Source organism: Micromonospora sp. DT228 (assembly GCF_049841595.1).
Classification (GTDB): domain Bacteria; phylum Actinomycetota; class Actinomycetes; order Mycobacteriales; family Micromonosporaceae; genus Micromonospora.
Genome location: NZ_JBNCKO010000001.1, coordinates 667,317 through 694,149, shown reverse-complemented (window position 1 = coordinate 694,149; position 26,833 = coordinate 667,317). Strand labels below are relative to the sequence as shown.

Sequence of the window (26,833 nt, the reverse complement as noted above, 5' to 3'; positions counted from 1 at the left end):
CACGACTGCGCCGCCCACGACTGCGCCGCCCACGACTGCGCCGCCCACGACTGCGCCGCCCACGACTGCGCCGCCCACGACTGCGCCGCCCACTCCTGGGGCCGGGGCCTGCGCGGTCACCTACCGCAAGACCGGTGACTGGGGTACGGGCGCCCAGTTCGACGTGACACTTGGCAACACCTCGACCGTCCCGGTCGACGGTTGGACACTTACCTGGTCCCTGCCCGGCAGCCAGCGGATCACGCAGTCCTGGAACTCCACGGTCACCCAGTCCGGTGCCGCGGCCACGGCGGTGAACGCCTCCTGGAACGCGGTGATCCCGGCCGCCGGTTCGACGAGCTTCGGATTTGTCACCGACAGCCCGCTCGGCGGAGCGACAGGTTTCGCCCTCAACGGCTCCCCGTGCACCGTCGCCACGTGATGCCGAGCGTCTCCGATCAAGGCAGGAGTAACCCGATGAAGGTTCGCCGATCGCGTCTCGTGGTCCTGGCGGCAACGGCCCTGACCGTCGCGGCCAGCGGGCTCGGCATCGCCACCGCCCAGGCCGCCACCCCGGCGTGCGGTGTCGCCTACCGGGTCACCAGCCAGTGGGCCGGCGGTTTCGGAGCCGACGTCGTCGTCACAAACCTCGGTGACGCGGTGACCAGCTGGGCCGTGGGGTGGAGCCTCGCCCCCGGGCAGGGCGTGACGCAGGCGTGGAACGCCGCCGTCACGGTCACCGGCACGGCGGTGACCGCCACAAACGTGAGCTACAACGGTGCCGTCGGCTCTGGCGCATCTGTCAACTTCGGCTTCACCGGCTCGTGGAGCGGCAGCAACCCGGTGCCGTCGTCGTTCTCGTTCAACGGCACCACGTGTGCCGGCCCACCGGCAGCGACCCCCACCGCGCCGACGCCGACTTCGACGCCGACGCCAATGCCAACGCAAACACCGACGTCGACACCAACGCCGACGGCAACGCCGTGCCCCAGCCCGAGCACGCCGTCGCCGACCCCTTCCACGTCGCCGGCACCCGAGCCGATCAAAGTGTGGATGGCCGGCGACTCCACGATGATGAATGCCAGCTCCTGTCCGATCGGCTGGGGCAGCCAGTTCGCGTCCTATCTCACGTCGGACGTCACCGTGCAGAACAGCGCCGTCGGCGGTCGCAGCATCCAGACGTGGCTGTACGAGGGCAATGTGACCTCCACCAAGAACTCGGCCGGCGAGTGCACGCTCAGCTCGACCGCCTACAGCGCCCGGTGGTCGGCGATGCTGAACACCGACAGCGGCTTCAAGTCCGGTGACTATCTGATCATCCAGTTCGGCATCAACGACGGTGACTCGGCCTGCCCGCGACACGTCGGCGCCAACCGATTCAAGGAACTGCTCGGCGTCATGGCGACGGCTGCCAAAGCCAGAGGCGTGAAGCCGATCTTCGTCACCCCGGTCGCGGCAATCACCTGCAGCGGCAGCACCGCCGTCGGCAATCGCGGTTTCGTCGCCGAGACGACGGCTGCGGCCGCCGCGAACGGCGTACCGGTCATCGACCTGCACGCGAGGAGCGTGGCGCTCTACAACACGCTCAGGCTGTGCCCGAACAACGGCAACTACTCGACGGGCGCGGTCGGTGCGTTCTTCTGCGACGACCACACCCACTTCGAGGCCGCCGGCGCCAGACAGATCGCCGGCCTGATCGCCACCGCCCTCAGGGCGCAGAACATCCCGCTCGCCGCCCACCTGAGGTGACAGCCATCCCGCCGGCGGCGGGTACGGCCGGATCCTGGGCCGCCCAGGCGGGCAACGTGCCCGCCTGGGCGGCCGGTCCCGGCGAGAACACGTCGTCGTCGACCATCTAGAACAGCTTGTCGAGGCGTCCCCGCCAGTCGGCGAGCACCGGGCCCGGGTCGGTGTCCAGCACCCGTTCCAGCAGGGTGGCGTAGACGTCCCGGAAGTCGGTGGTGAACTTCAGGTCGCCGTCGTCGAGATCGGTGAGGCTCGACGGCGCGCCGTGCCAGCCGCCGCGTACGCCGGCGCCCAGCAGCAGGACGTCCGAGGCGGTGCCGTGGTCGGTGCCGTCCGAGGCGTTGGCCCGGACGCGGCGGCCGAACTCGGAGTAGACCGCCACCACCACCTTCCGGCCCGCCTCGGTGCGACTCATCCGGTCGGCGAACCCGGTCAGCGCCCGGTCCAGCTGACCCAGCAGCACGGCCTGCAACTGCTTCTCGTCGGCGTGCGTGTCGAAGCCGCCGAGCGACACCGAGAAGGCCCGGGTGGACACTCCCGCCTCGACGCACTGCGCGACCAGGTCCAACTGCGCGTCCAGCGGCGTGCGTGCCCCACCGGTCGCCGTCGCGGGCGCCTGCTCGCCGTCCGGGTCCGCCGCGTCCGGGTCGGCGGAGTCGCGTACCTGGCGGATCATCTCGTCCACCGACCGCAGGTCGGCGAAGCAGGCGGCGGCCCGGCCGCGGGCCGCCGACTCACCCGCCTCGGCGGCGGCGAGCGCGGTGAGTGTCTCCGCGGGCAGCCCCTTGGCGGCCTTCCGGTCGGTCACCGGCACGGCGGCGCCCGCGCTGCCCGCCCCGGCCAGCAGCGGCGGCAGCGCCGGTTCGAAGGAGACCGCCAGCCGGGGGTCGCCACCTGCGGAGTCCAGCCAACGGCCCAGCCAACCGGTGTTGCCCGGCCGGTCCGGCTGCGCGGTGTGCCAGATGTCCATCGACCGGAAGTGACTGCGGTCCGGCTTCGGGTAGCCGACCCCGCGCACGATCGCCAGCCCGCCGTCGGACCAGCGCCGGTGCAGGCCGGCCAGTGCCGGGTTGAGGCCGAAGCCGTCGTCCAACCGCAGCACCTCGGAGTCCGGGTACGCCAGCTCGGGACGGGCCGCGCGGTAGGCCGGATCGGCGTACGGGATGACCGTGTTGAGCCCGTCGTTGCCGCCGTAAAGGGTCACCAGCACCAGCGTGCGAGCCTGTGGATCACGGTCGCCGCTGGTGTCCAGCAGGTCCCGCAGGCGGTACGCGCCGGCGCCGGCGGCCAGCGCGCCCGCGCCGACCACCCCGCTGGTCAGCAGGAACCTGCGTCGAGTCTGGGTGTCCATGTCGACTCCTCCGCTCAGCTGACTGTGTATTCGGGGCTGACCAGGCCGGCGGCCAGCAGCTTGCGGGGCTCGCCGGCCAGCGGGGTGAGGGCGGCGCGGGTACGTGCGCTCCAGCCGTCCACCACCAGCAGTCGCGCCAGCGCGTCCGGTCGGCCGGCGGTGGGCGCGGCGGTCAGCCGGGTCAGCACCGCCGGGTTCACCGCGGCGGCGAGCGCCCCGGCCGTCCGCAGCCGCGCCTGCAACGACGAGGTGGTCAGCCAGGCGGCTCCGGCCGGCCAGCCGCCGACGCTCGGTGGTCGCAGCGGCACCTGGTCCAGCGCGTTCAGGCCGGCCAGCAGTTGTTTGTGTTGCTGCTCGGGGAGGGCGGAGGGTCGGATGCCGAGCTGTCGCAGCGCGCCGACCAGCCACTCCACCGGCTGTTTGACAAGCGTGCCCCGGGTCTGGGCGAAGGCCGGCGCCGAGAAGATCGCCCGCAGGGTCGCGACGGTGTCCCCTCCGGGCAGTCCCTCCGGCGCCGGGACGTCGGTGCCGGCGTAACGGAACCAGAGCCGCCCGGCCACGAACGTCGCCGCCGCGGGTTGGGCGGCCAGCAGCCCGGCGTACGCCTCGGCGTCGAACCGGCCGTTCTGCCCGAGGATCGTCTTCTCGCCGGGGTCGTGCCGTTTGGCCTCGAAGCGGGCCACCCCGGTACGCCTGTCGACCACCCAGCCGGTCAGGGCGCGCGCGCCGGCCTTCACGTCGGCCTCGGAGTAGGCGCCGATGCCGAGGGTGAACAACTCCATCAGCTCGCGGGCCAGGTTCTCGTTCGGCGCCTTGCGGGTGTTCTTCTGCCCGTCCAGCCAGATGATCAGGGCGGGGTCGCGCACCATCGCGGCGACGAGTGGGGCGAGTGGCCCGCGTCCGTGCCGGCGCAGCGTGTCCAGTTGGCCCTGCATCACACGTGCCGACTTGACCTTCTGCGCGCTCGTCGCCCAGTGCCCGTGCCAGAAGAAGAGCAGCTTCTCGGTCAGCCCGTCCTCGGCGGCCACCATCCGGTCCAGCCACCAGCCGGTGACCTGCTGGAGCTGCTTGCGCCGCTCCGCGTTGGCCTGCTGCCGCTGCTCGCGGGTGGAGTCCTTGGTCAGCTGGGCGTACGGATCCGGGGCCAGCGCCGGCGGCGGGGTGGCCGCCGCGCCACGGTCGGCCCGGGTGGGGGTGAGCAGGTTGTCCAGGGTGGCCGCCGGTCCGGCGCGCTCGGCGGCGTCCACCTCGTCTGCGGTCGGCCCGAAGGTGGCCCGGCGCAGCAGGTGCGCCACCGCTTCACGATCGCTCATGGACGCCGACGCTAGGCGTCAGGTGTTCGAGGACGGTAAGGGTGGCGTGCGAATTGCGTTCAGCGTCCCTCGAAGACCGGTTTCTGCTTGCCGACGAAGGCGAACGTGGCCGCCCGGTGGTCGGCGGTGGCGCCGCAGATCGACTGGGCCTGCGCCTCGGCCGCGAGGGCGTCGGCGAGGGTGCCGGCGTCGGCGATGGAGAGCTGCCGCTTGATCGCCCCGTAGGCGACCGTCGGACCGGCGGCGAGGCGCGCGGCCAGCTCCTGTGCGGTCGGCAACACCAGCTCGTCGTCCTCCACCAGGCGGTTGAGCAGGCCGATCCGGCAGGCCTCCTCGGCGCGTACGGGCTCGGCCAGCATCAGCAGCTCCACCGCCTTGGCGTGGCCGACCAGCCGGGGCAGGGTCCAGGAGGCGCCGGTGTCGGCGGCGAGGCCGACCTTGGCGAAGGCCATCAGGAAGCTGGTGGTCGGGCCACCGATGCGGATGTCGGCGAGGAAGGCGAGCGACGCGCCCGCGCCGGCGGCCATGCCACGGACCGCGGCGACCACCGGCTTGGGCAGGTTGGCGAGCCGGGCGGCGATCGGGTTGTAGTGGGTCCGCACGGTGCCCAGGGGGTCACTCGCGGAGTTTTCCAGGGTCGACACGTGCTCGCGCAGGTCCTGTCCGGCGCTGAACGATCCGCCCGCCCCGGCCAGCACGACAGCCCGGCAGGACCTGTCGGTCTCCAACTCCGCCAGGGCGTCCCGCAGGGCCTCCTTCAGCGCCACGTCGAGCGCGTTCATCGCGTTCGCCCGGTTCAGCGTGAGGGTGACGACGGCGTCGGTCCGGTCGACCAGCAGCGGCTCGGTCACGTGTCTAACGACCCTTCTGTCGGACGAGGCGGTTGCCGGCGTCGAGGCACTGTTCGACGTACCGGTCCGCGGCCGGACGCAGGCGGGCCGCGTGCCGGTCGAAGAAGCTGGCCGCGGCGGTGCCGGGCCAGCGTTCGGGCAGCAGCGCCGGGGGTAGCTGCGGGTCCCGGAAGAGGAACGTACGCCACGCGTGCACCAGCCGGAACCGGGTCGCGTACGCCTCCTCGTCGCTGCTGCGCACGGTGACGGCGGAGAGCAGTGGGCGCTGGTCCGCGACGAACTGCTCGTAGGCGCGGCCGATCTCGGTCAGGTTCCAGGCTCGCCGGACCACGCCCATCGCGCCGGGGGTGCCGGCGAAGTGCGACGCGGTGAACCGCTCGAACCGGATGCCGGCCTCGGCGAGGATCAGGTCGACGTCATCGGCGGGACGGGTGGCGACCCAGGTCTGCTCGTCGAGCGTGCCGTAGCCGAGGAAGCTCAGGTTCGAGGCGAGCCGCTGCCGGTCCCGTCGGGAGCCCGGGGCCTCCAACACCAGCAGATCGAACCGGCCGTCCCAGGTGACCCGGCCGGTCCGGTAGATCCGGGACGCCGCCTCGTCGAGTCGCCGGGCGGCTTTCGGTGTGATCGAATATCCCGGCCCGGAGATCAACCGGAGCGGTTCGAGCCAGCCCTGTCGCACCATCCGGGACACGGCGGTGCGAACTGCTGGCGGTGCGATTCCCAGCGGCGCCAGCAGCTTGACCAGGGCAGCAACCGGTGCGCGGCCACCCCTCGGCCGGAGGTGGTCGCCGTACAGGTCGAAGAGTGCCGACCGTGCCTGCATGACCGCACATTGTGACAGGCCTTCTCAAGATAAGCTAGATGCTGTTACATCAATGCTGCTCCGGTTTGGGTCCGGCGGTGTTCATCAGGGAAAATCGTCAGTCGACACCCCCGCGACCGTTGCGGGTGGTCGTGACGAAGTGGCTGTGGGGCAACCCACCGACCCTGGTGTAGGTCTGAGGGGAGACAACATGGCGGCGATGAAGCCGCGGACGGGCGACGGTCCGCTGGAAGTCACCAAGGAGGGGCGGGGCATCGTCATGCGGGTCCCGCTGGAGGGCGGTGGCCGGCTCGTCGTCGAGATGACTCCCGACGAGGCCAACGCGCTCGGTGACGCGTTGAAGGCGGCGGCCGGCTGAGTAAGGAGTGGTCCGGGCGGCTTCCGCCGCCCGGAGCGTTCTGCGGCCCTGAGCCACCGGTGGTACCGGTGGCTCAGGGTCTTCATCACTGCGGGCAGGCGGCCTGAGTTCCGCTCCGCGACACTTTCCTGGAGGTACGGTTCCGCGTGCTCGCCATCCGTCTGATCGCCGAGCCCGACCGGCTCGACGTCCTCGTCCTGCCTGTCCGTCCCGCCGGTCCGGCAGCCGGAGATGACGCCCCGGCCGAGCCCGTGTCGACCGCCGCGGCCCCGCCGGACGAGACGGCCGACGAGGCGGCCGCGCTGGTGTCGGCGGCGCGACTGAACGGCCGAGCAGGCGAGATCCACACCCAGCTGCGCCCCGGGCGTACCCCCGGCCGGCTCCTGCTGCTCGGCATCGGCGACGGCGGCGAGGCGGCCTGGCGGACGGCCGGAGCAGCCCTGGCCCGCTCCGCCGCGAATGAGACGCATATCACCGTCGCATTGCCGACCGACCTGACCCCGGCCGCGGTGCGCGGGTTGACCGAGGGGCTGCTGCTCGCTCCGTACCGGTACCGGCTGACCGAGGCCGGCGACACGCCGACGCTCGACGGCGTCGACCTGCTGCTCGCCGACCCGGCCACGTTCGAGGCCACGGTCGCCACGGCCCGCACCACGGCGGCGATGACCCACCTCGCCCGTGACCTGACCAACACCCCGTCCTCGGTGAAGACCCCGCAGTGGTTCGCCGACCAGGTGGCGTCCGCCGCGGCCGACCTGCCGGACCTGCGACTGCGGGTCCGCGGCCCGGCCGAGTTGGCCGCCGAGGGCTTCGGCGGGATCCTCGCCGTGGGCGCTGGCTCGGCCAGTGGCCCCCGGCTGGTCGAGCTGGACTGGCACCCCGCCGACGCGCGTACCCACGTGGTGCTGGTCGGCAAGGGCATCACCTTCGACACCGGCGGCATCTCGATCAAGCCGGTGCCGGCGATGAAGCTGATGCGCAAGGACATGGCCGGCGCGGCCGCGGTCGTCGCCGCCACCCTCGGCGCCGCCGCCCTGCGGCTCCCGGTCCGGATCACCACGCTCGCCCCGCTCGCCGAGAACATGGTCAGCGGCTCGGCGTTCCGCCCCGGCGACGTCATCCGGCACTACGGCGGAACGACGAGCGAGACGACCAACTCCGACGCCGAGGGCCGGCTGGTCCTCGCCGACGCCCTGGCGTACGCGGTGCAGCAGCTCAAACCGGACCTGCTGCTCGACCTCGCCACCCTCACCGGCGCCAACGCCGTGGCGCTGGGCAAGCGCACCGCCGCCCTGTACAGCGAGAACGACCAACTGGCCGCAGACGTGCTGGCCGCGACCGAGGCGGCCGGCGAGTCGGCCTGGCGGATGCCACTGCACAACGACTACGCGGAATACCTGGGCAGCGACATCGCCGATCTCTACAGCGCGCCGGCACAGGGCGCCGGCTCGGTGCTGGCCGCGCTCTACCTGCGCGAGTTCACCGGCGAACTACGGGACCGCTGGCTGCACCTGGACATGTCGGCCCCGTCCTGGGCGGACGGCGACCAGGACGAGGTCAGCCGCGGCGCCACCGGCTGGGGCGTGCGCTGGCTGCTGCGCTGGCTGGCCAGCGTCGACTAGCCCAGGTCAGCACTTCACCGCGGCGAGCACCCCGTGCCCGACCGGAAGCAGCGCGGGGATCCAGTGCTCCGACTCCCGGACCGCTTTGATCGTCTCGCGGACCGTCACCGTCTCCGCGTCCCGGGCGGCCGGGTCGCCGATCCGGCCGCCGGCCAACACGCCGTTGAGCGCGAGCACACCGCCCGGGCGCAACAGCCGCAGTGCGGCTTCCACGCAGGCATGGAAGCCGGTCGCCTCCGCGTCCACGAAGACCAGGTCGTACGCGCCGTCGGCGAGCCGGGGCAGCACGTCGAGCGCGCGCCCGGTGATGATCCGCGTACGGCCGGCCGCGAAGCCCGCCTCGGCGAAGATCCGCCGGGCGATCCGCTGATGCTCCACCTCCACGTCGATTGTGGTGAGCACACCGTCGGCGCGCATGCCGCGCAGCAACCACACCCCGCTCACTCCGGTGCCGGTGCCGATCTCCACCACCGCACGGGCGTTGCCGGCGGCGGCCAGCAGCCGCAACGCCGCTCCCGCGCCGGGGGTGACCGCGTCGAGGCCCACCTCCAGGGCCAGGCTACGGGCGGTGCGCAGGACGAGATCCTCGGTGACGTACGACTCGGCGAACTGCTGAGCCTGTGCCGTCGAACTGCCGGTACCGGCGACCGTGGCGATGGGGCACCTCCGGGGGCGGTGCGTGGTGCGGGGGCGGGTGGGCACTGTGAGCGTAGAGGCGACCGCCAGGGGGCGCAGCCGGGCCTCCGCCGGAAGCGATCACCGGGGCAACCGCTGACTCCACCGCGCGCATCCGTGCAATCCTGGAAGCGGTATCCCGTCAGCCGCGACCGAACCGGCCCGTGGCCGGGCGACGCGGCGCGGGATCCGGGGACGGACTGGGAGGCACCGACGTGACCGACGGTTGGGACTGGCGCCGGGGCGGTGAGACTCCGGCTCCGGCGCGACCGCCCGGGGCAGAGGTCCCGCCGGTGGGATCGCCAACCATGCCGGGAGCCGGCAACTCGCCTGCTGTGGTGCCGCCGGGCGGTACGCCCGCTGTGGTGCCGCTGGGTGGCGTACCGCCCGCCGGTTATCCGCAGGCGCCGCCCGTGGCGGGTGTGCCGCTGCGGCCGTCGCCGAGTTGGCCGGCACCGGTAGCGGGTGGGCCCGGCACCGCCGGAGCGTCGCCCTGGTGGTCGGATGCGCTCGCCGATCCCTGGCGGGACCCGGCTGCGCCGACCGCGGTGGTGGTGCCGGGGGTCGTGGCGGCCGGTTCCGAGCCCGAGCCGGTCACCGATCCGGACGCGCCGGGTCGGCCGACGCTTCGCCAACTGTTGCTCATTCCCGTACTCACCGCGCTGCTGGCCGGCACCCTCGGTGGGGCGATGGGGTACGCGTTCGCGGTCCGCGGCGGGGCTGGTGGGGTGGTGCTCGGCGGTGCGCCAGCGGAGGCGCCTGCGCTGGCCCAGCGCAAACCGGAGTCGCTGGCCGGGGTCGCCGAACGTGTCCTGCCCAGCGTGGTCACCGTCCGGGTGAGCAGCCTCGGCGGGACCAGCGAGGGCTCCGGCTTCGTCGCCACCGCCGACGGCCATGTGATCACCAACGACCACGTGGTGGCCGGCGGCGCCGGCAAGGCCTCGGTGGTCTTCAACGACGGCAGCACCGCGCCGGCGACAATCGTCGGTCAGGATCCGGAGTCGGACATCGCGGTGATCAAGGTGAGTCGTAGCGGGCTGCGGCCTGTGGAGTTCGGCGATTCCGACGCCCTGGCCGTCGGTGACCCGGTGCTCGCCATCGGCTCGCCGCTGTCGCTGGCCAACACGGTCACCGCCGGCATCGTGAGTGCCCTGGACCGGACGATGCAGGCCGGTGAGCCGGGTGGACCGATCCGCTACTACGCGGCCATCCAGACCGACGCGGCCGTCAACCACGGCAACTCGGGCGGGCCGTTGGTCGACGGCGACGGACGGGTGGTCGGCGTGAACTCGACGATCAAGTCACTTGTCGCCGAGGGGCAGGAGGCGGGCAACATCGGGCTCGCCTTCGCCATCCCGATAAACCAGGCCAAACGGGTGACCCAGGACATCATCGGCACCGGCAAGGCCCGGCGTACGGTGATCGGCGCCCGGGCGGACGGCCCGGCGGGTGTCGTCGGCGGTGGCCTGCGGCTGGCGGAGGTGGAGCCATCCGGCCCGGCGGACAGCGCCGGGTTGAAGGTCGGTGACGTCATCCTCAAGATCAATGGGCGGCCGATGACCGAGCCGACAGACCTGACCGCGCTGGTCCGCAAGTTCGCGCCCGGCTCGGTGGTATCTGTCGAGTTTCGACGGGGCTCCACCCGGCAGAACACCTCGGTAACTCTCGCGGCGGACGCGAAGTGAACATCGCTCACCCCTTGCCCGGACGCCGTCCGACGTGCGTAGTCTTGCTGCTGACGCGGAGAGGAGGCCTGCGGGATGCTCGACAACCTGAACTGGTGGGAGATCGGTGCGCTGCTGCTCCTGGCGCTGTTGATCTTCGGTGACAAGCTGCCGACAGTCATCAACGACGGCCTGCGGCTGGTGCGCAACCTGCGCAACATGGCCCGTAACGCCACCGGTGACCTCAGTCGTGAGCTGGGCACCGACATCCAGCTGGAAGACCTGCACCCGAAGGCCTTCATCCGCAAGCACCTCCTCAGCGAGGAGGACGAGGCGGCGATCCGCAAGCCGCTGCAGGGCGTCTACGACAACCTGCGTGCGGACGTCGGCGGCGTGCACGACGAGCTGAAGGACGTGGCCAACGCCGCGGACCTGCGGTCGAACGGAACCCGGTCCGGCACCGCCCCCAGCAGTACGGCCACCAGTAGCACGGCCCCCAGCAGTACGGCCACCAGCAGCACCGCCGCCCCGGCGCCCCGCCCCAGCTACGACGACGCCACCTGACCAACCCGCCACCGGCTTGGTCCGCGCTCGCCTGGCTTGGTCCGCGCTCGCCTGGCTTGGTCCGCGCTCGCCGGGCTTGGTCCGCGCTCGCCGGGTCCTCGCTCGGCCCGGCACCTTCCTTGATCGACTCGGTTTCCAGGGAGTCGGCCTTTCAACCGGCCCAGGATGCCCCGACTTCCGGGAACCCGAGTTGACCACGCGGCTGCGCCGCTACGCGGCTGCGCCGCTACGCGGCTGCGCCGCTACGCGGCTGCGCCGCTACGCCGGCCCCGTCGGCTGTGCCGGCCGCGGCCACCCACCGACACGACTCAGCCCGTCGGCCAGCAGCGGCCGACGGGCTGACGGTGCTCGGGTGGTCAGCGGCCGGCGGGCTTGAGGCCGAGCGGCTTGCCGAGCAGCGACTCGCGGCGCAGCGCGAGCCGGTCGGCGACCGCGCCGAGGGCCTGCGCGGCCGGGGACTCCGGCTCGGCCAGCACGATCGGGTTGCCCGCGTCGCCGGCCTCGCGGACCCGGGTGTCCAGCGGGATCTGACCGAGCAGCGGCACCTGAGCGCCGATGGTCCGGCTCAGCGACTCGGCGACGGCCGTGCCACCGCCGGCACCGAAGATCTCCATCCGGGAGCCGTCCGGAAGCTCCAGCCAGGACATGTTCTCGATGACGCCCACCACCCGCTGGTGGGTCTGCAGGGCGATCGCGCCGGCCCGCTCGGCCACCTCGGCGGCGGCGGTCTGCGGGGTGGTGACGATCAGGATCTCCGAGTTGGGGAGCAGCTGGGCCAGCGAGATGGCCACGTCGCCCGTGCCCGGCGGCAGGTCGAGCAGGAGCACGTCCAGGTCGCCCCAGTAGACGTCGGCCAGGAACTGCTGCAACGCCCGGTGCAGCATCGGGCCGCGCCACACCACGGCGGCGTTGCCGGAGGTGAACATGCCGATGGAGATCACCTTCACGCCGTGCGACTGCGGCGGCATGATCATGTCCTCGACGCGGGTGGGCCGGGCCTCCGTGCCGAGCATCCGGGGCACCGAGTGGCCGTAGATGTCCGCGTCGACCACGCCGACGGCGAGCCCGCGCGCGGCGAGCGCCGCCGCCAGGTTGACCGTGACGCTGGACTTGCCGACGCCACCCTTGCCGCTGGCCACCGCGTAGACCCGGGTGCGCGAGCCGGGTTGTGCGAACGGGATGACCGGCTCCTCGGTGGCGCCCCCGCCGCGCAGCTGCGACTGCAACGACTGCCGCTGCTCGGGGGTCATCACCCCGAAATCGATCTCCACGCCGGTCACGCCGGGCACCGCGGCGACCGCGGTGGTGATGTCCGTACGCAGCTTGTCCTTGAGCGGGCAGCCGGCGACGGTGAGCAGCAGCTCGACACGGACGACGCCGCTGGCAGCGATCGTGGCGGAGCGGACCATGCCCAACTCGGTGATGGGCCGGCGGATCTCCGGGTCGTTGACGGTGGCCAGGGCGGCCTGGATCGCGTCCTCGACGGTGCTCACGGGTGCTGACATGCCCGCAATGCTACGTCGCGGGGCATCCGCTGCCGCTGCTGCCCGGGGCGGTGTGAGCCAATCGATGACTCACGGATCAGCTGTCCGGCAGGCGCGGCCCGGTGCCGTCCGGCCGGGCGTCCCGCACGAAGTCGCCGTCCAGGTCGTCACGTGGTTCGTCCAGGCCGACACCGTCGGTCGGCCGGTGGCTCCGCTTCTCCTGCCGGCTGTCCCGGTCCTGCTGGCGGCGTTCCAGGCGTTGCCGGCGCTGCCCCGCCTCGTCCAGCTCCTCGGCCAGCCGGGTCAGCTCGGAGCGGAGGAAGTCGCGGGTCGCCACCTCACCCAGCGCGATCCGCAGTGCCGCGATCTCCCGGGCCAGGTACTCGGTGTCCGCCTTCTGCGCGGTGGCGCGCCGCCGGTCCTCCTCCAGGGCCACCCGGTCCCGGTCGGCCTGCCGGTTCTGGGCCAACAGGATCAGCGGTGCCGCGTAGCTGGCCTGCAACGACAACACCAGGGTCAAGAACGTGAAGGTGTACGGGTCGAAGCGCAGGTCCGCCGGGGCCAACGTGTTCCAGACGAACCAGATCGCGATCACCACCGTCATGACGACGATGAAGTTCGCGGTGCCCATGCCCCGGGCGATGCCCTCCGACCACCTGCCGAACGCCTCCGCGTCGAACCGGGGCAGCTTGATGCCCCGGGGCTCGCGCGGTTGGTCGAGCCGAACGTTGCGCCGCCGCTCAGCCATCCGCGCCGTCCAGCGTGGCGTCGGTGGTGCCCGGGGCGACCAGGGCGTCGCGGTCCCGCCAGTCCCGGGGCAGCGAGTGGTCCAGCACGTCGTCCACCGTCACGGCGCCGACCAGCCGGTTGCTCCGGTCGATCACCGGCATGGCGACCAGGTCGTAGGTGGCCATCCGACGGGTGATCTCCGGCAGCGGGGTGGTCGGGCGCAGTGGGTCGATGTCGTTGACCACCACCTTGCCCAGCAGGTCGGCCGGCGGTTCGCGGAGCAGCGCCTGGAAGTGCACCATGCCCAGGTAGCGGCCGGTCGGGGTGTTCTGTGGCGCCCGGGTCACGAAGACCTGCGCGGCGACGGCGGGGGAGAGCTGCGGCTCCCGGATCCGGGCCAGCGCCTCGGCGACTGTGGCGTCCGGCGGGAGGATGACCGGCTCCGAGGTCATCACACTGCCCGCCGTTCCGGGCGTGTACTTCAGGAGCTGACGCACCGGGTCGGCCTCGTCCGGCTCCATCAGGTCCAGCAGCACGTCCTGCTCCGGTGGGGGCAGCTCGTTGAGTAGGTCCGCCGCGTCGTCCGGGTCCATCTCCTCCAGCACGTCCGCGGCCCGTTCCCGGTCCAGTGCGGCGAGGATCTCCACCTGGTCGTGCTCCGGCAGCTCGCTGAGCACGTCGGCCAGCCGCTCGTCGTCAAGCGCGGCAGCGACCTCGTTACGCCGTGCGTCGGGCAGGTCCTGAAGCGCGTTGGCCAGGTCGGCGGGGCGCATGTCCTCCAGGACGGCGAGCAGGTTCGCCGTACCCCGGTTGTCGGCGATGCCACTGAGCCCGCGCACCCGGTCCCACTCGACCTGGTGCAGGTGGCCGCGGCGGCTGAGCCGACCGGTCTGCTCGCGTACGGCGACACGGGTCAGCGTCCACTCGCCACCCCTGGTGCACTCCATCGCGACGTCCACGACCGCGCCGGGCTGGCCGCCCGGGTCGAGTTGCACCCGACGGTCGAGCAGTTCCTGGAGGACCAGCAGCTCGTTCGGGCGCTTCTCGAACCGGCGCAGGTTGAGGGTGCCGGAGCCGAGCACGACCGCGTCCGCGTCGATGGAGGTGATCCTGTTGATGGACAGGAAGATCCGGCGACGCATCGGCATCTCGGCGACGAGACCCACCACTTCCGGAGGACGCTTGGTCGCCCGGAGCCGGGCCACGGCGTCGCGAACCCGCCCCACCTGATCGCCGTTCGGGTCGAAGACGGCGACTCCGGCGAGACGGGCGATGTAGACCCGGGTCGGCGTGCTCACGGGCACCAGCCTAAGCGCCTAGTGTTTATCAACATGTCGACCTTGGCCTACGAGATCGTGGACGTCTTCACCGACCGCCCCTTCGCCGGCAACCCGCTGGCCGTGGTGTTCGGCGCGGAAGCGCTGGCCACCGAGCAGATGCAGGCGCTCGCGCTGGAGTTCAACCTCTCCGAGACCGTGTTCGTGCTGCCTCCCACCCAGGTCGGCGCCACCTACCGGGCCAGGATCTTCACGCCGGTCGAGGAGTTGCCGTTCGCCGGGCACCCGAGCGTCGGCGCGGCGGTCACCGCGAGCCGGCGGGGCATGTTCGGTGTGGGGCAGGTCACCCAGGAGTGTCACGCCGGGGTGCTGCCGATCGAGGTGACCGCGACCGGGGCGACGCTTACCGGTGGCAGCCCGACCCTCGGCCCGGAGTTGGACCCGGAGCCGTTGCTGGAGATCGCCGGGTTGACCGCGGACGACCACGCCGGGCCTGCCCCGCGCGTCGCGGGCTGCGGGCTGGAGTTCCCGTACCTGCCGGTGCGTCCGGAGTCGGTGGCCCGCGCCCGGGTGGACGCGGCGGCGGCGCAGCGGTATGGGGTGTCGCACGTGAGCGTCTTCTCCTGGGACGCCGCCGCGCAAACCGCGCACGCCCGGGTGTTCGTGCCGGGGATGGGTGTCCCGGAGGACCCGGCGACCGGCTCGGCGGCGCTCGGCCTCGGTGTCTGGCTGGTGGCGACCGGGCTGCTGCCCGGCGTGGGGTTGTCGGAGTACGCGGTGCGTCAGGGTGTGGAGATGCACCGCCCGTCCGCGCTGGCCTGCACGGTCACCGCGGTGAACGGGGTGGCGGTCGGGGCGACGGTCGCCGGTCAGGTGATGCCGGTGGCCCGGGGCGAGATCGCCGTCCCGCCCTTCGTGGGTTGAGCGGAGGTGCCGATGGGGGAGGATGCGGGTGTGACGGACGAGGACGCCCCCGGGGGCAGCACACCGCTTGTCGACGAGGCGATGAAGAAGGCCGCCGTGTGCTGGGTCAGCGTGTCCGGCGGGCCGGCGCTCGCGCTCTGGTGCGCCCCGTTGGAGGGCGCGTTGCTTGTGGTGTCCGGGCCGGGTGAGCAGGCCGCGCCGGGTCTGGCCGACGCGACCGAGGCGCAGGTCACCCTGCGCGGCGATCACGGTGGTCGGATCGTCACCTGGCCGGCCCGGGTGAGCCGGGTGCGGCCGGGCACCGAGGCGTGGGACACCGCCGCGCCGCTGGTGGCGGCGAAGCGCCTCAACGCGCCGGGTCCGACCGCCGACCTGGTGGCCCGCTGGGCGAGCGAGGGGTGCGCGGTGAACCGACTCACCCCGGCCGGTACGCCGCTGGCCGGCACGGACCTGCCCGCCGACGCGCAGACCGAGCCACCCCGGGCCACCCCGGCGGTCCGGGCCACCCGCAAACCGTTCCGCCTGCACCGGGTCCGCCGCCGCTGACGGCGACCGCCCGCGAGAGGGCCGCTCGTCGCTGCTGGGGTCAGCCGGCCGGGACCACGTCGACGTAGCCGTCGACAAGTGTGAGCACCTCACCCAGTGCGGCGAGCGTGGGGCCTCGCCAGTCCAGGTCGGCGTTGAACACCAGGTGTGTGGCCAGGTCCGGCGCGGCGAGTCGGACGGCGGTCATCCCGGCCCGCTCGGCGCCGGTCAGTTCCTGGCTGCCGCCGTCACCGACATAGAGGCAGTCGGCGGGCACGAGCCCGAGCCGCTGGCAGGCGGTCAGGTAGAGCACCGGATCCGGCTTGCAGTGCCCCACCTGCACCGAGAAGACCCGCACGTCGAGCAGCGGGGCGACGGCGAGTTGGGGCAGGAAGGCCGGCAACTCGTGCGTACAGTCGCTGATCACGCCGGTCCGCAGGCCGCGTTGGCGCAGGGCCGCCAGGACGGGCACGGCCTCGGCCCGCAGCCAGGTGTCGGCGCGTACCGCCCGGTGCCGGGACGCCACGGCGGCCCGCACCGCGTGGTCGCTGGGGTGTACGCCGGCCTGGGCGCACACCCAACGCAGGGTCGCCTCCGCGTTGCCGAGTCGGCCGGTGGCCCGCTCGTAGTAGGTGCGGTCCAGCACCTCGGTAAGGGTGTCGGTGTGGCACCCGAGCAACTCGGCGGTGCCGACATGCGCGACACCACGCTGCACCGGACGGGTCAGGGTGCCGAAGAAGTCGAACAACACCGCCTGGTAGCTGGGCATGGGGACGCCTCCGGGCGGTCGGGGGTCGCCGGCGGGACCCGCGTGATCGTAACGGAGCGATGACGGTCCGTGTTGTCCGTCATACGTGTGAGGATTACGTCCCGTGTCCCCACCTCCACACCGTCCGTCCCCGGACCTGCTGACCACCGGCGCGGTCGGCCTGGCCGTGGTCGCCGTGTCGTCGTCCGCGCCGCTGATCGCGTACGCGGCCGCTCCCGCGCTCGCCATCGCGTTCTGGCGCAACCTGCTCGCGGTGGCCGTGCTGAGCCCTTTCTCGCTGGCCCGGCGCCGCGCCGAGTTCCGCAGGCTGACCGTGGGGGCGGGGCGACGCGAGGGCCTGTTCTGCGTCCTGGCCGGGGTCGCCCTCGCCGGGCACTTCGCCACCTGGGTGCCGAGCGCCCAGCTCACCTCGGTCGCCACGTCCACGGCGCTGGTCGCCACGCAACCGGTCTGGCAGGGGCTGATCGCCCGCGTCCAGGGGCGTCGGTTGCCCCGGGTCGTGTGGATCGGCATCGCGGTGGCGGTCGGCGGCGCGGCGATCACCACCGGGACGGACGTGGGCGTCTCCGGCACGGCCGTCCTCGGTGACGTGCTGGCGCTGACCGGGGGCGTGTTCGCGGCCGGCTACACCGCCTTCGGCGAGCGGGCCCGTGCCAGCATCAGCACCACCACCTACACCACCATCTGCTACGGGATCTGCGCGCTGATCCTGCTGCTTGTGTGCCTGGTCGGCGGCGTACGACTGACCGGGTTCGACGGGCGAACCTGGCTGGCCATCCTGGCCCTGGTGGCCGGCGCCCAGTTGCTCGGGCACTCGATGTTCAACTACGCCCTGCGCAAGATCTCGGCGACCACTGTGAGCGTGCTGATCCTGCTGGAAGCCCCCGGCGCGGCCCTGCTCGGCTGGGCCTGGCTGGGTCAGCTACCCCGCCCGTACGCGCTGGTCGGGATGGCGCTGCTGCTGGTCGGTGTGGCGGTGGTGGTGCTCGGCGGTGGTCGGGCCGCTCGCCGGGTCGCGCCGACCGCGCTGCCGACCGACCCGACCCCGCTGCACGACTGACGGCCTCTACAGGTACGCGGCGAAGTGATCCGCGACCAGGTCGGTCAGCTGATCAGCGTCGAGGCCGCCGTCCACCTGGACAACCCGGACGCCCAGCCGCTCAGCCTGCGCCACCGAGTCCGCTGCCACCATTTCGTCCCTTGCCCACCTGTTACGGAGGGCCCGCTCGGGGTCACTGACCCCCGCTACGGCGACGCTGGCACGTGGCAGTCGGGCGATCTGCCGGGCGCGGAACTCGGCAGTGGGCACCAGCACCACCAGCTGCCGTACCGATTCGACGATCGGCGCCACCAACTCCGGTCGCAGCCCCCAGCCTTCGGCGACCACCCGGCGGGCGGGCACCAGTGCGCTGAGGTCGTCGAGCACCCACGCGAAGCGGCGGGGAAAACCTGCCAGTGTCTCGGCAGCCATTCGGGTTGGTTCGGTGCGGACCCAGGTCGTTTCCGGATCCGGGCCGGCCGGCGGCTCGCCGCGCCGGACCCGGTCGGCGATGCGCCGGTCGTCGTGCCCCCGGGCGTCGTGCCGATCGTAGAGGTACGCGGTCAGACCGAACCGTAGGGCCAGGTTGACGGCGACTGTCGACTTGCCGGCCCATTGCCCACCGCCGATCCAGAGGGCCTGGCGCGCGGTGGCGGTCGCATCGAAATCCATGCCTCGATGTTCGTCGTCGACCGCTGCAAGATCAAGTCTTGTTCTCACCCCCCACGCATGCTGAAGTGAGGAAAGGCGCAGGTCCGCACCTTCGAGGGCGCGTGTTGCTGAGGCAATCTTGGACACTTCCCGTTAGCTGGGCGGAAAGTGTCCAAGATTGCCGGAAAATCGGTGGCTCGTCTCGGTCGAGGCTCTGGCGCCGAACGCCGGGGCGACCGCCGCCGCCGAAGGTCAGACCTCGTGCACCTCGATGACCCGGGTGGCCGGGGCGGTGTCGCCGAGGGCGGCGCGCAGCGCGGCCCGGTCCGGGTCGGCGAGGAGGGACTCGTAGCCGGCCCGATCCTCGAAGGTGATCACGTGCACCTCGGTCTGCCCGTCGGTGCCGCGCAACCGGCGTTCCAGGCGGCCGCCGTGCCGCCCGAGCAGGGCCAACACGGCGTTCTCGTACCGCCGCCCGGCGTCCTCGCCCCCGACGGGAAACTCGACGAGCGCGACGAGTGTCAGCATGCCGGCCACGTTAGTCGAGACCGACGGCCTTGGCGCTCGCCTCCCACAGCCTGGCGGCCTTTTGTGGATCAGCTGCTTTCCGGTACGGGCGACGCACCCGGCGGTCGATGTAGTAGGCCCCGTCCACCAGCCGGGCACGGTCCTGGTTGGCCAACCACAGAAGGGTTTCGGCGGCCTTCTCCGGGCTGCGGAACGGCATGACCCGCATGCCGAACGCCACGATCCTGCTGTCGTTCGCGAACCGGGTGCGGACCACCCCCGGGTGGAAGCTGTACGCGGGAATGGCCGGCCAGCGCCGCGCCGCCTCGGCGGTGAACAGGATGTTCGCCTGCTTGCTGGTGCCGTACGCGCCCAGCGGGCGGTAACCGCGCAGCGGGGCGTTCAGGTCGCCCGGGTCGAGGCTGCCGAAGCGGTGTGCGCCGGAGGCGGTCACCACGATCCGGCCCAGCCGGTCGGCGAGCAGATTGGTGAGCAGGAACGGGGCCAGGTGGTTGGCCTGGATCGACATCTCGAAGCCGTCGACGGTGCTCAGTGGTTGCAACGCGATCGCGCCGGCGTTGTTGGCGAGCACGTCGATCCGGTCGTACGCGGCCCGGAGTTGCTCGGCCAGTCGGCGCACGTCGTCGAGGCTGGCGAAGTCGGCCCGGAACAGCTCCGGACGCGCGCCCGAGGTCTCCCGTACCCGCTCGGCGGCGGCCTGTAGGCGGGCCGGGTCCCGCCCGACCAGCACCACCTGGTCACCGCGGCAGGCCAGGTGCACGGCGGCGGCCAGGCCGATGCCGGAACTGGCCCCGGTCACCACCACCAGTCGACGCCCAGTGAGATCTTCCACAGGTCCATTCACCCCGGTCATGGCGCGAGGTTACCGTGGCGTCACAACGCCCTTTGGGATCGTTAAGTTTTCCGCGGGTGGCGTCGGCAGGCCCGCCGGACGCTGGAAGGAGCGCATCCATGGCCGCAGTCGGTCGTCCCCGTAGGTCGTGCCTCGCCGTGCCGGGTTCGAGTGTCAAGATGCTCGGCAAGGCGCAGGGGCTGCCTGCCGACCAGGTCTTCCTGGACCTGGAGGACGCCGTCGCGCCACTGGCCAAGCCGGACGCGCGCAAGAACATCGTGGCCGCGCTCAACGAGGGCGACTGGGCCGGCAAGACCCGGGTCGTCCGGGTCAACGACCTGACCACCCCGTGGACCTACCGGGACGTCATCGAGGTCGTCGAGGGCGCCGGCGCGAACCTGGACTGCGTCATGCTGCCGAAGGTGCAGACCGCCGAGCAGGTGCACTGGCTGGACCTGCTGCTCACCCAGATCGAGAAGACGCTCGGCCTGGAGGTCGGCCGGATCGGCATCGAGGCGCAGATCGAGAACGCCGCCGGTCTGGTCAACGTGGACGCGATCGCCGCCGCCTCGCCGCGCGTGGAGACCATCATCTTCGGCCCGGCCGACTTCATGGCATCGATAAACATGCGGTCGATGGTGGTCGGCGGCCTGATCCCGGACTATCCGGGCGACCCGTACCACTACATCCTGATGCGGATCCTGATGGCCGCGCGGATGCACGACCTGCAGGCCATCGACGGCCCCTTCCTGCAGATCCGGGACGTCGACGGGTTCCGCGCGGTGGCCAAGCGCTCGGCCGCGCTGGGCTTCGACGGCAAGTGGGTGCTGCACCCGGGTCAGATCGACGCCGCGAACGAGGTCTACCAGCCGGCGCAGGCCGACTACGACCACGCCGAGCTGATCCTCGACGCGTACGAGCACTACACCTCGGAGGCCGGCGGCAAGCTGGGCGCGGTGATGCTCGGCGACGAGATGATCGACGAGGCCTCCCGCAAGATGGCGCTCGTGATCGCCGCCAAGGGCCGGGCCGCCGGGATGAGCCGTACCTCGTCGTTCACCCCACCGGCCGAGTGACACCTCGGGCCGGGACGACCGCCGCCGACTGTCGGTCCGGCCCGACAGTCGGCGGTGCGCCGACCCCGCCCGTCGGTCAGTAGCTGTTGGTGCTGCTGCTGTTGTCGCTGTTCGCGATCGCGAAGATGATCGCGCCCACGTAGAAGAGGATCAACAGCCCGAGCAGCCCGGTGAGGATCCAGCCGACGATGATGGCGGCCTTCGCCATCCCCGCGCCGCCCTCGCCGCTGAGCCGGATCTGTTTCTGCGCCACGTGCCCGAGGATCGCGCCGACCGGCGCGGTGATGCAGGACGCGATGCCGACGAGCGCGAGCACAAGCGCCGCGATCGCCATCCCGTTGGTCTTCTGTGGGTAGCCGTAGCCGGGGTACTGCGGTGGATAGCCGGGCGGCGGGTAGCCGGGCGGGGCGTAACCGGGCATCGGCTGGCCCTTCAGCGGTTGCCCCCCGGCGTACGGATCGACCGGCGCGTAGGGGTCGACCGGCGCGTACGGGTCGACCGGGCCGGGTTGGGCGGGCACCGGCTGACCGGCCACGAGGGTCGGATCCGGTGCGGGGCTCGACGGCTGGGCCGACCAGGTGGGGTCGGACCAGTTGCCGGGCGGAGGGGGGTTGGTCATGCGAGCTCTCTCCGTCAGGTCGGGATGCGCTGTCAGGGTAGCCAGCACAACCCAAACCCGACGCCCCCACTACCGGGTGCCGCGTTGCTCGGACCGGTCCTAACGGGCAGGATCCTGGCATGGCATTCGACGCGCGCGCCGCGGACCGTTCCGGCAGCCGACCCAGACGGGACGTCAGCCGCCCGGGTGGGGCCCGGCGTGCCCGCGCGGCCACGCCCGCGGGCAGCCCCGGCCCGGACGAGCCGGTCGCGCTCGCCGACCCGGTGACCATGCGCCTCGACGGGCGGGTCGCCCTGGTGACCGGGGCGGGCAGCCCGGACGGCATCGGGTACGCCACCGCCCGGCGGCTCGCCGACCTGGGCGCGCGCGTGGCCATCGTCTCCACCACCCGGCGCATCCACGAGCGGGCGACCGAGTTGGGGGTGACCGGCTTCGTCGCGGACCTCACCGACGAGTCCGAGGTCGGCGCGCTGGCCGACGCGGTCGCCGAGCAGTTGGGCGACGTCGAGGTGCTTGTCAACAACGCCGGCCTGGCCAGTCGAGCCAGCCAGGGCGTGCTGCGGCCGGTCGCGCAGCTGACCTACGACGAGTGGCGCGGCGAGATCGACCGCAACCTGTCCACCGCGTTCCTGTGCAGTCGGGCGTTCATCGGGGGGATGGCCGAGCGGGGCTGGGGCCGGATCGTCAACCTGTCGGCCACCGCCGGCCCGGTCAACGCCCTGCCCACCGAGGCCGCGTACGCCGCGGCGAAGGCCGGGGTCGTCGGGCTGACCCGGGCGCTGGCCATGGAGATGATCGCGGACGGGGTGACGGTCAACGCGGTGGCGCCCGGCACCATCTACACCGCGGCGTCCACGATGGCCGAGATCAAGCAGGGGCTGGGCACCCCGGTCGGTCGACCGGGCACTCCGGACGAGGTCGCCGCCGCGATCAGCTTCCTCTGCTCGCCGGCCGCCTCGTACATCACCGGTCAGATGCTCGTGGTGGACGGCGGCAACAGCGTCCGCGAGGCCCGATTCCGCTGACCGGCGCGGCGGGTCAGTAGCTCCCGCTGTCGCCGGTGTTGCCGAGGGCCACCAGGGCCAGCCAGCCACAGCAGGCCAGCACGGTGAGTCCGGTGAACACGTACCCGAGGATCAGCCCCCAGGTGGCGAGCTGGTCGCCTTCCTCGCCGCTGGTGCGGATCTGCCGCTTCGCCAGGTGGCCGAGCACGGCGCCGGCCGGTGGAAACACGAAGGCGAAGACCAGCGACAGGATCGCCAGCACGTTCGTGGCCCGGCCCGGTCCGGACGGCGGCGGGCCGTACTGGGCGTAGGGGCCCTGCGGGGGATACGCCGGCTGCTGCGTCCAGTGTCCCGACTGGTGCGGCCCCTGCTGCTGCCCGTACGGCGATGGTTCGTCCGCCGGTGGTCCGTACGGTGAACGGTCCGACGGCAGCTCGAACGCCGGCTGGTCGGGCTGGGGCGCGTACGGCGGCTGGCCGGCCGGCGGTGGCGCGTAGGGCGACTGGTCCCGGGGTGGCTCGTAGGGTGACGGCGGTTGCTCGTCTGCTGGTGGTCCCGACGGCGGCGGGTGGCTCACGCGCTTGTCCTCCTCCTGCCGGTGCCGGAAAAGTCCCTCTTGCCGGACGCTACCCGCAGCGGTGAACCTTTTCACAGCGGTTGTGTGGACTGGTCACCTTGGCCTCGTCGGCCCGGGAGGCCGATACTGACCCAGCGTTCAGTTACCCACGAGTAGTGCGCGGATCCCCGGAGGCTGAGATGGCCCGACTCGCCCAGACGCCCGGCCTGACCGATGTGCAGACGTCGATCCTGGAGACCGTTCGGGACTTCGCCGACAAGGAGATCATCCCGCACGCGCAGCGGCTGGAGCACGCCGACGAGTACCCCACGGACATCCTCGACGGCATGCGCGAGATGGGGCTTTTCGGCCTGACCATCGACGAGGAACACGGTGGGCTGGGCGAGTCGCTGCTCACCTACGCGCTCGTGGTGGAGCAACTGTCCCGGGGCTGGATGTCGATCTCCGGCATCGTCAACACCCACTTCATCGTGGCGTACCTGATCTCCCAGCACGGCTCGACCGAGCAGAAGGCCCGGCTGTTGCCGAGAATGGCCACCGGCGAGGTGCGCGGCGCGTTCTCCATGTCCGAGCCGGAGACCGGCTCCGACGTCTCCGCGATCACGTCCCGCGCGGTGCGCGACGGCGACAACTACGTGCTCAACGGGCAGAAGATGTGGCTCACCAACGGGGCGTACTCCTCGGTGGTGGCCACCCTGGTCAAGACCGACACCGGCGCCGACTCCGTGTACGGCAACATGAGCACCTTCCTGCTCGAGAAGGAGCCGGGCTTCGGCGAGACCGCCCCGGGCCTCACCATCCCCGGCAAGATCGAAAAGATGGGCTACAAGGGCGTCGAGACCACCGAGATGATCCTCGACGGGGTGACCGTGCCCGACTCCGCCATCCTCGGCGGCGCCGACCAGGTGGGCCGGGGCTTCTATCAGATGATGGACGGCATCGAGGTGGGCCGGGTCAACGTGGCCGCCCGCGCCTGCGGCATCTCCATCCGCGCCTTCGAGCTGGCGGTCAGCTACGCCCAGCAGCGCAAGACGTTCGGCCAGCCGCTCGCCAAGCACCAGGCGATCGCCTTCAAGCTCGCCGAGATGGGCACGAAGATCGAGGCCGCGCACGCCCTCATGGTCAACGCGGCCCGACTCAAGGACGCCGGCCAGCGCAACGACGTCGAGGCCGGAATGGCCAAGCTGCTCGCCTCCGAATACTGCGCCGAGGTCGTCCAGGAGGCGTTCCGCATCCACGGCGGCTACGGCTACTCCAAGGAGTACGAGATCGAGCGGCTGATGCGGGAGGCCCCGTTCCTGCTCATCGGCGAGGGCACCTCGGAGATCCAGAAGACGATCATCTCCCGGGGTCTACTCAAGGAGTACAAGCTCTGATCCGCCGGCCAGGTCCTGAGGCCGGCACCGGTACTTCTCGATCGCGGCGATCAGCCGATCCTCCGGCACCGCCGTGTCCCTGCCGCCGACCACCGGGGCAGGTTGCAGCGACCGCCAGACCGCGGGCCGCAACCGGACACCGTTGAGCCGACCGTCGCGCCGATGCGGGCTGACCCGGTCGATGTTCGTCCACTCGAGAACCTGCCGGCCGTGCCGGATGGCGCTGGGCGTCAACGCGAGCTGACCCGTGAACCGCACCTGCGCGTACACCGTCCGACCCAACCAGGCCGCGACACCGACGGCGAGAATCGGCCGGACGACGTCGACCCACCGGCCCTGCTCAGGCAGGCTGAGCAGCAGGGCTACCGCGACCACGAGCAGCATGAACCACTCTGCCGCCAGATCAACCCAGCCGGCGAGCGAACGGCGGGCCACCAGGCCGGGTTCGACCGCGTCCAGGCCGGCGACCCGCTCCCGCCAGCGCAGGTGACCGTCCCGCGGCGGCCACCACCGTCCGGTCAGCCAGCGAACGCCGAGGCCCAGCCAGACGGCCATGCTCATCGAGGCGGAGTCCTCCCGCGGCACCCGGATCAACGCGCCGGCCACCGCCCACACCACCAGCGCCGCGACGGTCAGTGCCAGCAACCGACGAGGCCAGAGCCCGTCGTGCCGCGAAGGCACGCGACGCAGCGACAAAGACACACCCGCACGGTACGACCCCACCCCGCCAAACCCACCCCCGCCCCGCCCCGCCCCGTCTCGCCCCGTTGATCATGATGTTATTGCCACTCCCATCGGCGTGTCGTGGCAATAACATCATGATCAACGCCCGCGGGGCGGAGCGGGAGCGGGAGCGGAGCGGGGAGGGGTGGGGTGGGTTAGGTGAGGCGGGTCAGGTTGGCGGCGGCGCGTTCGACGATGAGGCAGCGGTCCTCGACGTAGTCCATGCCGGCCTCGTCGGCGATCCGCCGCGCCTCGGCCGAGACGATGCCCAGTTGCAGCCAGACCGCCGGGGCGCCGATTGCCGCCGCGTCCCGGACCACCTGCACGGCGTCGGCCGCCGGCCGGAACACGTCCACCAGGTCGACCGGGTGCGGGATGTCGGCAAGCGACTTGTACGCCCGTTCCCCGAACAGTTCGTCGGCCGTCGGGTTGACCGGGATGATGCGCCAGCCGTACCGCTGCATCTGCAACGGCACGCCGTGCGCGGCCTTCGACGGGTCGCGGGACGCGCCCACGACGGCGATCACGGCGGAGTCGGCGAGGATCTGCGAAGCGGTACGCACCCGCCGACTCTAGCTCCGCCCCGGGCTAAGGCCTGTTTCATGAGAACTGGCCGGACTCCGCCTCGGCTCGACCGCCCTCATGAAACAGGCCTTAGAGCAGCGTCAGCTGTTCGGTGGCTGGCGGTGCGGGTGGCTCGGGCAGGCTGCGATTGTCGCCTCGTTCGCCCCGGTGCAGCCCGTGCCTGCGGGACGCGATCCGCACCCGGGCGGTCAGCTCCCGTTGGTAGGCCTGCGGGGCGTACGCGCCGGCCCGGTAGAGCTCGCGATAGCGGGGCACGAGATGCGGATGCTCCCGGGCGAGCCAGTGCGCGTACCACTCCCGGGCCCCGGAGCGCAGGTGCAGGGGCAGTGCGGTCACGCTTGTCGCGCCGGCGGTGGCGATCGCGGACACGGTGGCGTCGATCGACTCGTCGCTGTCGCTGAGGCCGGGCAGGATCGGGGCCATCAGCACCCCGACGGAGAAGCCGGCGTCGGTGAGCGCCCGGACCGCGTCCAGCCGGCGGCGTGGATGCGGTGTGCCCGGCTCGACGGTGCGCCAGAGCTGCTCGTCGACGAACCCCACCGAGAAGGAGATGCCCACGGTGGTGACGTCGGCGGCCTGCCGCAGCAGGGGCAGGTCCCGCAGGATCAGCGTGCCCTTGGTGAGGATCGAGAACGGGTTGGCGAAATCCCGCAGGGCCGCGATGATCTGCGGCATTAGCCGGTAGCGCCCCTCGGCGCGCTGGTAGCAATCGACGTTGGTGCCCATCGCCACGTGCGCGCCCCGCCAGCGTGGCGCGGCCAACTCGCGCCGGACCAGCTCACCGGCGTTGACCTTGACGATCACCTGCCGGTCGAAGTCCGCACCGGCGTCAAGATCGAGATAAGTATGAGTATTTCTCGCGAAACAATAGCGGCAGGCATGAGAGCAGCCCCTATATGGGTTGATCGTCCACTCGAACGGGACGCGGGACTGCCCGGGCACCCGGTTGAGGATCGACTTGGCCTGCACCTCGTAGAAGGTCATCCCGGCGAACTCGGGAGTGTCGAAGGTGCGGGCGATGGCGCCGGGCAGCGCCAGCGGCAGGGGTGGCGTCGCTGGCGCTGCCCGCTCGGGGTCTCCCTCGACCGGGGGAGCGGTGAGGTTGTCCCAGCGCATGGCCACTATTCGAACACGCGTACGAGTGGAGTGCAAGTGACCCGCCGTACACC

Annotated in this window: 29 protein-coding genes; 12 read left to right on the top strand and 17 right to left on the bottom strand. The window is 72.0% G+C overall.

Annotated features, from left to right (window positions below):
• On the top strand, nt 1-421 hold a 421-nt coding region (locus tag ACLQ29_RS03105; RefSeq protein ID WP_425770124.1), incomplete at its 5' end, for a cellulose binding domain-containing protein.
• A gap of 35 nt (nt 422-456) precedes the next feature.
• A complete protein-coding gene (locus ACLQ29_RS03100) occupies nt 457-1,728 on the top strand; it encodes a cellulose binding domain-containing protein (protein WP_425770123.1) in 1,272 nt (423 codons plus the stop codon).
• 106 nt (nt 1,729-1,834) lie between these two features.
• On the opposite strand, the gene ACLQ29_RS03095 is transcribed toward ACLQ29_RS03100, so the two are convergent.
• The 4 genes from ACLQ29_RS03095 to ACLQ29_RS03080 are packed head-to-tail and all read right to left on the bottom strand — an operon-like array spanning nt 1,835 to nt 6,063.
• Entirely contained in the window at nt 1,835-3,076 is a 1,242-nt protein-coding gene (locus ACLQ29_RS03095; RefSeq protein ID WP_425770122.1) for a DUF1501 domain-containing protein, read from the bottom strand.
• A gap of 14 nt (nt 3,077-3,090) precedes the next feature.
• A complete protein-coding gene (locus ACLQ29_RS03090) occupies nt 3,091-4,389 on the bottom strand; it encodes a DUF1800 domain-containing protein (RefSeq protein WP_425770121.1) in 1,299 nt (432 codons plus the stop codon).
• A gap of 59 nt (nt 4,390-4,448) precedes the next feature.
• On the bottom strand, nt 4,449-5,240 hold the full coding sequence (locus tag ACLQ29_RS03085) for an enoyl-CoA hydratase-related protein (protein WP_393366080.1): 792 nt from the start codon (nt 5,238-5,240) through the stop codon (nt 4,449-4,451).
• Nucleotides 5,241-5,244: 4 nt separating this feature from the next.
• A complete protein-coding gene (locus ACLQ29_RS03080; protein ID WP_393366081.1) occupies nt 5,245-6,063 on the bottom strand; it encodes a PaaX family transcriptional regulator in 819 nt (272 codons plus the stop codon).
• Between the two features lie 190 nt (nt 6,064-6,253).
• Here ACLQ29_RS03080 and ACLQ29_RS03075 point away from each other — a divergent pair, with 190 nt between their 5' ends.
• Both ACLQ29_RS03075 and ACLQ29_RS03070 read left to right on the top strand, forming a co-directional pair.
• On the top strand, nt 6,254-6,421 hold the full coding sequence (locus ACLQ29_RS03075; RefSeq protein ID WP_007455245.1) for a DUF3117 domain-containing protein: 168 nt from the start codon (nt 6,254-6,256) through the stop codon (nt 6,419-6,421).
• Between the two features lie 146 nt (nt 6,422-6,567).
• On the top strand, nt 6,568-8,043 hold the full coding sequence (locus ACLQ29_RS03070) for a leucyl aminopeptidase family protein (RefSeq protein WP_425770120.1): 1,476 nt from the start codon (nt 6,568-6,570) through the stop codon (nt 8,041-8,043).
• 6 nt (nt 8,044-8,049) lie between these two features.
• On the opposite strand, the gene ACLQ29_RS03065 is transcribed toward ACLQ29_RS03070, so the two are convergent.
• On the bottom strand, nt 8,050-8,619 hold the full coding sequence (locus tag ACLQ29_RS03065; protein WP_393312754.1) for an O-methyltransferase: 570 nt from the start codon (nt 8,617-8,619) through the stop codon (nt 8,050-8,052).
• 299 nt (nt 8,620-8,918) lie between these two features.
• Between ACLQ29_RS03065 and ACLQ29_RS03060 the strand changes: the two genes are divergently transcribed.
• Nucleotides 8,919-10,403, top strand: coding sequence for a trypsin-like peptidase domain-containing protein (locus ACLQ29_RS03060; RefSeq protein WP_425770165.1), 1,485 nt, complete (start codon nt 8,919-8,921; stop codon nt 10,401-10,403).
• Nucleotides 10,404-10,478: 75 nt separating this feature from the next.
• Nucleotides 10,479-10,946 carry a preprotein translocase subunit TatB gene (locus ACLQ29_RS03055; protein ID WP_425770119.1) on the top strand — a complete coding sequence of 156 codons (468 nt, stop codon included), beginning with the start codon at nt 10,479-10,481 and terminating at the stop codon, nt 10,944-10,946.
• A gap of 356 nt (nt 10,947-11,302) precedes the next feature.
• On the opposite strand, the gene ACLQ29_RS03050 is transcribed toward ACLQ29_RS03055, so the two are convergent.
• The 3 genes from ACLQ29_RS03050 to ACLQ29_RS03040 all read right to left on the bottom strand — a co-directional run bounded on the left by ACLQ29_RS03050 (nt 11,303) and on the right by ACLQ29_RS03040 (nt 14,457).
• Nucleotides 11,303-12,451: an Mrp/NBP35 family ATP-binding protein gene (locus ACLQ29_RS03050; protein ID WP_425770118.1), complete on the bottom strand. Its 1,149-nt coding sequence runs from the start codon at nt 12,449-12,451 to the stop codon at nt 11,303-11,305.
• A 76-nt stretch (nt 12,452-12,527) separates the two neighbouring features.
• Nucleotides 12,528-13,178: a DUF1003 domain-containing protein gene (locus tag ACLQ29_RS03045; RefSeq protein ID WP_425770117.1), complete on the bottom strand. Its 651-nt coding sequence runs from the start codon at nt 13,176-13,178 to the stop codon at nt 12,528-12,530.
• Nucleotides 13,171-14,457: a magnesium transporter MgtE N-terminal domain-containing protein gene (locus ACLQ29_RS03040; RefSeq protein WP_425770116.1), complete on the bottom strand. Its 1,287-nt coding sequence runs from the start codon at nt 14,455-14,457 to the stop codon at nt 13,171-13,173. Before ACLQ29_RS03040 ends, ACLQ29_RS03045 begins: the two co-directional genes overlap by 8 nt.
• 33 nt (nt 14,458-14,490) lie before the next feature.
• Here ACLQ29_RS03040 and ACLQ29_RS03035 point away from each other — a divergent pair, with 33 nt between their 5' ends.
• Together ACLQ29_RS03035 and ACLQ29_RS03030 are read left to right on the top strand one after the other, a co-directional pair.
• Nucleotides 14,491-15,360: a PhzF family phenazine biosynthesis protein gene (locus ACLQ29_RS03035; protein ID WP_425770115.1), complete on the top strand. Its 870-nt coding sequence runs from the start codon at nt 14,491-14,493 to the stop codon at nt 15,358-15,360.
• Nucleotides 15,361-15,372: 12 nt separating this feature from the next.
• Nucleotides 15,373-15,906 (top strand): hypothetical protein, encoded by a 534-nt coding sequence (locus ACLQ29_RS03030; RefSeq protein WP_425770114.1) that lies wholly within the window; start codon nt 15,373-15,375, stop codon nt 15,904-15,906.
• A 40-nt stretch (nt 15,907-15,946) separates the two neighbouring features.
• On the opposite strand, the gene ACLQ29_RS03025 is transcribed toward ACLQ29_RS03030, so the two are convergent.
• Nucleotides 15,947-16,654, bottom strand: a complete 708-nt coding sequence (locus ACLQ29_RS03025; protein WP_425770113.1) for an HAD family hydrolase — start codon at nt 16,652-16,654, stop codon at nt 15,947-15,949.
• Between the two features lie 103 nt (nt 16,655-16,757).
• On the opposite strand from ACLQ29_RS03025, the gene ACLQ29_RS03020 reads away from it, so the two are divergent.
• On the top strand, nt 16,758-17,714 hold the full coding sequence (locus ACLQ29_RS03020; protein WP_425770112.1) for a DMT family transporter: 957 nt from the start codon (nt 16,758-16,760) through the stop codon (nt 17,712-17,714).
• Between the two features lie 6 nt (nt 17,715-17,720).
• Here ACLQ29_RS03020 and ACLQ29_RS03015 read toward each other — a convergent pair whose 3' ends face one another.
• The 3 genes from ACLQ29_RS03015 to ACLQ29_RS03005 form a co-directional block, all read right to left on the bottom strand.
• The gene (locus tag ACLQ29_RS03015) at nt 17,721-18,365 is read right to left on the bottom strand and encodes a hypothetical protein (RefSeq protein WP_425770111.1); all 645 of its coding nucleotides are present in this window, start codon (nt 18,363-18,365) and stop codon (nt 17,721-17,723) included.
• 231 nt (nt 18,366-18,596) lie between these two features.
• Nucleotides 18,597-18,872, bottom strand: a complete 276-nt coding sequence (locus ACLQ29_RS03010; RefSeq protein ID WP_425770110.1) for a hypothetical protein — start codon at nt 18,870-18,872, stop codon at nt 18,597-18,599.
• Between the two features lie 10 nt (nt 18,873-18,882).
• Nucleotides 18,883-19,704 carry an SDR family NAD(P)-dependent oxidoreductase gene (locus ACLQ29_RS03005; protein ID WP_425770164.1) on the bottom strand — a complete coding sequence of 274 codons (822 nt, stop codon included), beginning with the start codon at nt 19,702-19,704 and terminating at the stop codon, nt 18,883-18,885.
• A gap of 119 nt (nt 19,705-19,823) precedes the next feature.
• Here ACLQ29_RS03005 and ACLQ29_RS03000 point away from each other — a divergent pair, with 119 nt between their 5' ends.
• Nucleotides 19,824-20,780 (top strand): HpcH/HpaI aldolase/citrate lyase family protein, encoded by a 957-nt coding sequence (locus tag ACLQ29_RS03000; RefSeq protein ID WP_425770109.1) that lies wholly within the window; start codon nt 19,824-19,826, stop codon nt 20,778-20,780.
• Between the two features lie 76 nt (nt 20,781-20,856).
• On the opposite strand, the gene ACLQ29_RS02995 is transcribed toward ACLQ29_RS03000, so the two are convergent.
• A complete protein-coding gene (locus ACLQ29_RS02995) occupies nt 20,857-21,399 on the bottom strand; it encodes a DUF4190 domain-containing protein (RefSeq protein ID WP_425770108.1) in 543 nt (180 codons plus the stop codon).
• A gap of 119 nt (nt 21,400-21,518) precedes the next feature.
• Here ACLQ29_RS02995 and ACLQ29_RS02990 point away from each other — a divergent pair, with 119 nt between their 5' ends.
• Nucleotides 21,519-22,424 carry an SDR family NAD(P)-dependent oxidoreductase gene (locus ACLQ29_RS02990; protein ID WP_357241149.1) on the top strand — a complete coding sequence of 302 codons (906 nt, stop codon included), beginning with the start codon at nt 21,519-21,521 and terminating at the stop codon, nt 22,422-22,424.
• Between the two features lie 13 nt (nt 22,425-22,437).
• Here ACLQ29_RS02990 and ACLQ29_RS02985 read toward each other — a convergent pair whose 3' ends face one another.
• Entirely contained in the window at nt 22,438-22,980 is a 543-nt protein-coding gene (locus ACLQ29_RS02985; protein WP_425770107.1) for a DUF4190 domain-containing protein, read from the bottom strand.
• Between the two features lie 179 nt (nt 22,981-23,159).
• Between ACLQ29_RS02985 and ACLQ29_RS02980 the strand changes: the two genes are divergently transcribed.
• Nucleotides 23,160-24,356 (top strand): acyl-CoA dehydrogenase family protein, encoded by a 1,197-nt coding sequence (locus ACLQ29_RS02980; RefSeq protein WP_425770105.1) that lies wholly within the window; start codon nt 23,160-23,162, stop codon nt 24,354-24,356.
• Here the strand turns inward: ACLQ29_RS02980 and ACLQ29_RS02975 are convergent.
• The 3 genes from ACLQ29_RS02975 to ACLQ29_RS02965 form a co-directional block, all read right to left on the bottom strand.
• Entirely contained in the window at nt 24,333-25,001 is a 669-nt protein-coding gene (locus tag ACLQ29_RS02975; protein ID WP_425770104.1) for a hypothetical protein, read from the bottom strand. The genes ACLQ29_RS02980 and ACLQ29_RS02975 overlap by 24 nt on opposite strands.
• Nucleotides 25,002-25,234: 233 nt before the next feature.
• A complete protein-coding gene (locus ACLQ29_RS02970; protein ID WP_425770103.1) occupies nt 25,235-25,642 on the bottom strand; it encodes a CoA-binding protein in 408 nt (135 codons plus the stop codon).
• 91 nt (nt 25,643-25,733) lie between these two features.
• Nucleotides 25,734-26,780 carry an Rv2578c family radical SAM protein gene (locus ACLQ29_RS02965; RefSeq protein WP_425770102.1) on the bottom strand — a complete coding sequence of 349 codons (1,047 nt, stop codon included), beginning with the start codon at nt 26,778-26,780 and terminating at the stop codon, nt 25,734-25,736.
• Nucleotides 26,781-26,833: the final 53 nt, after the last annotated feature.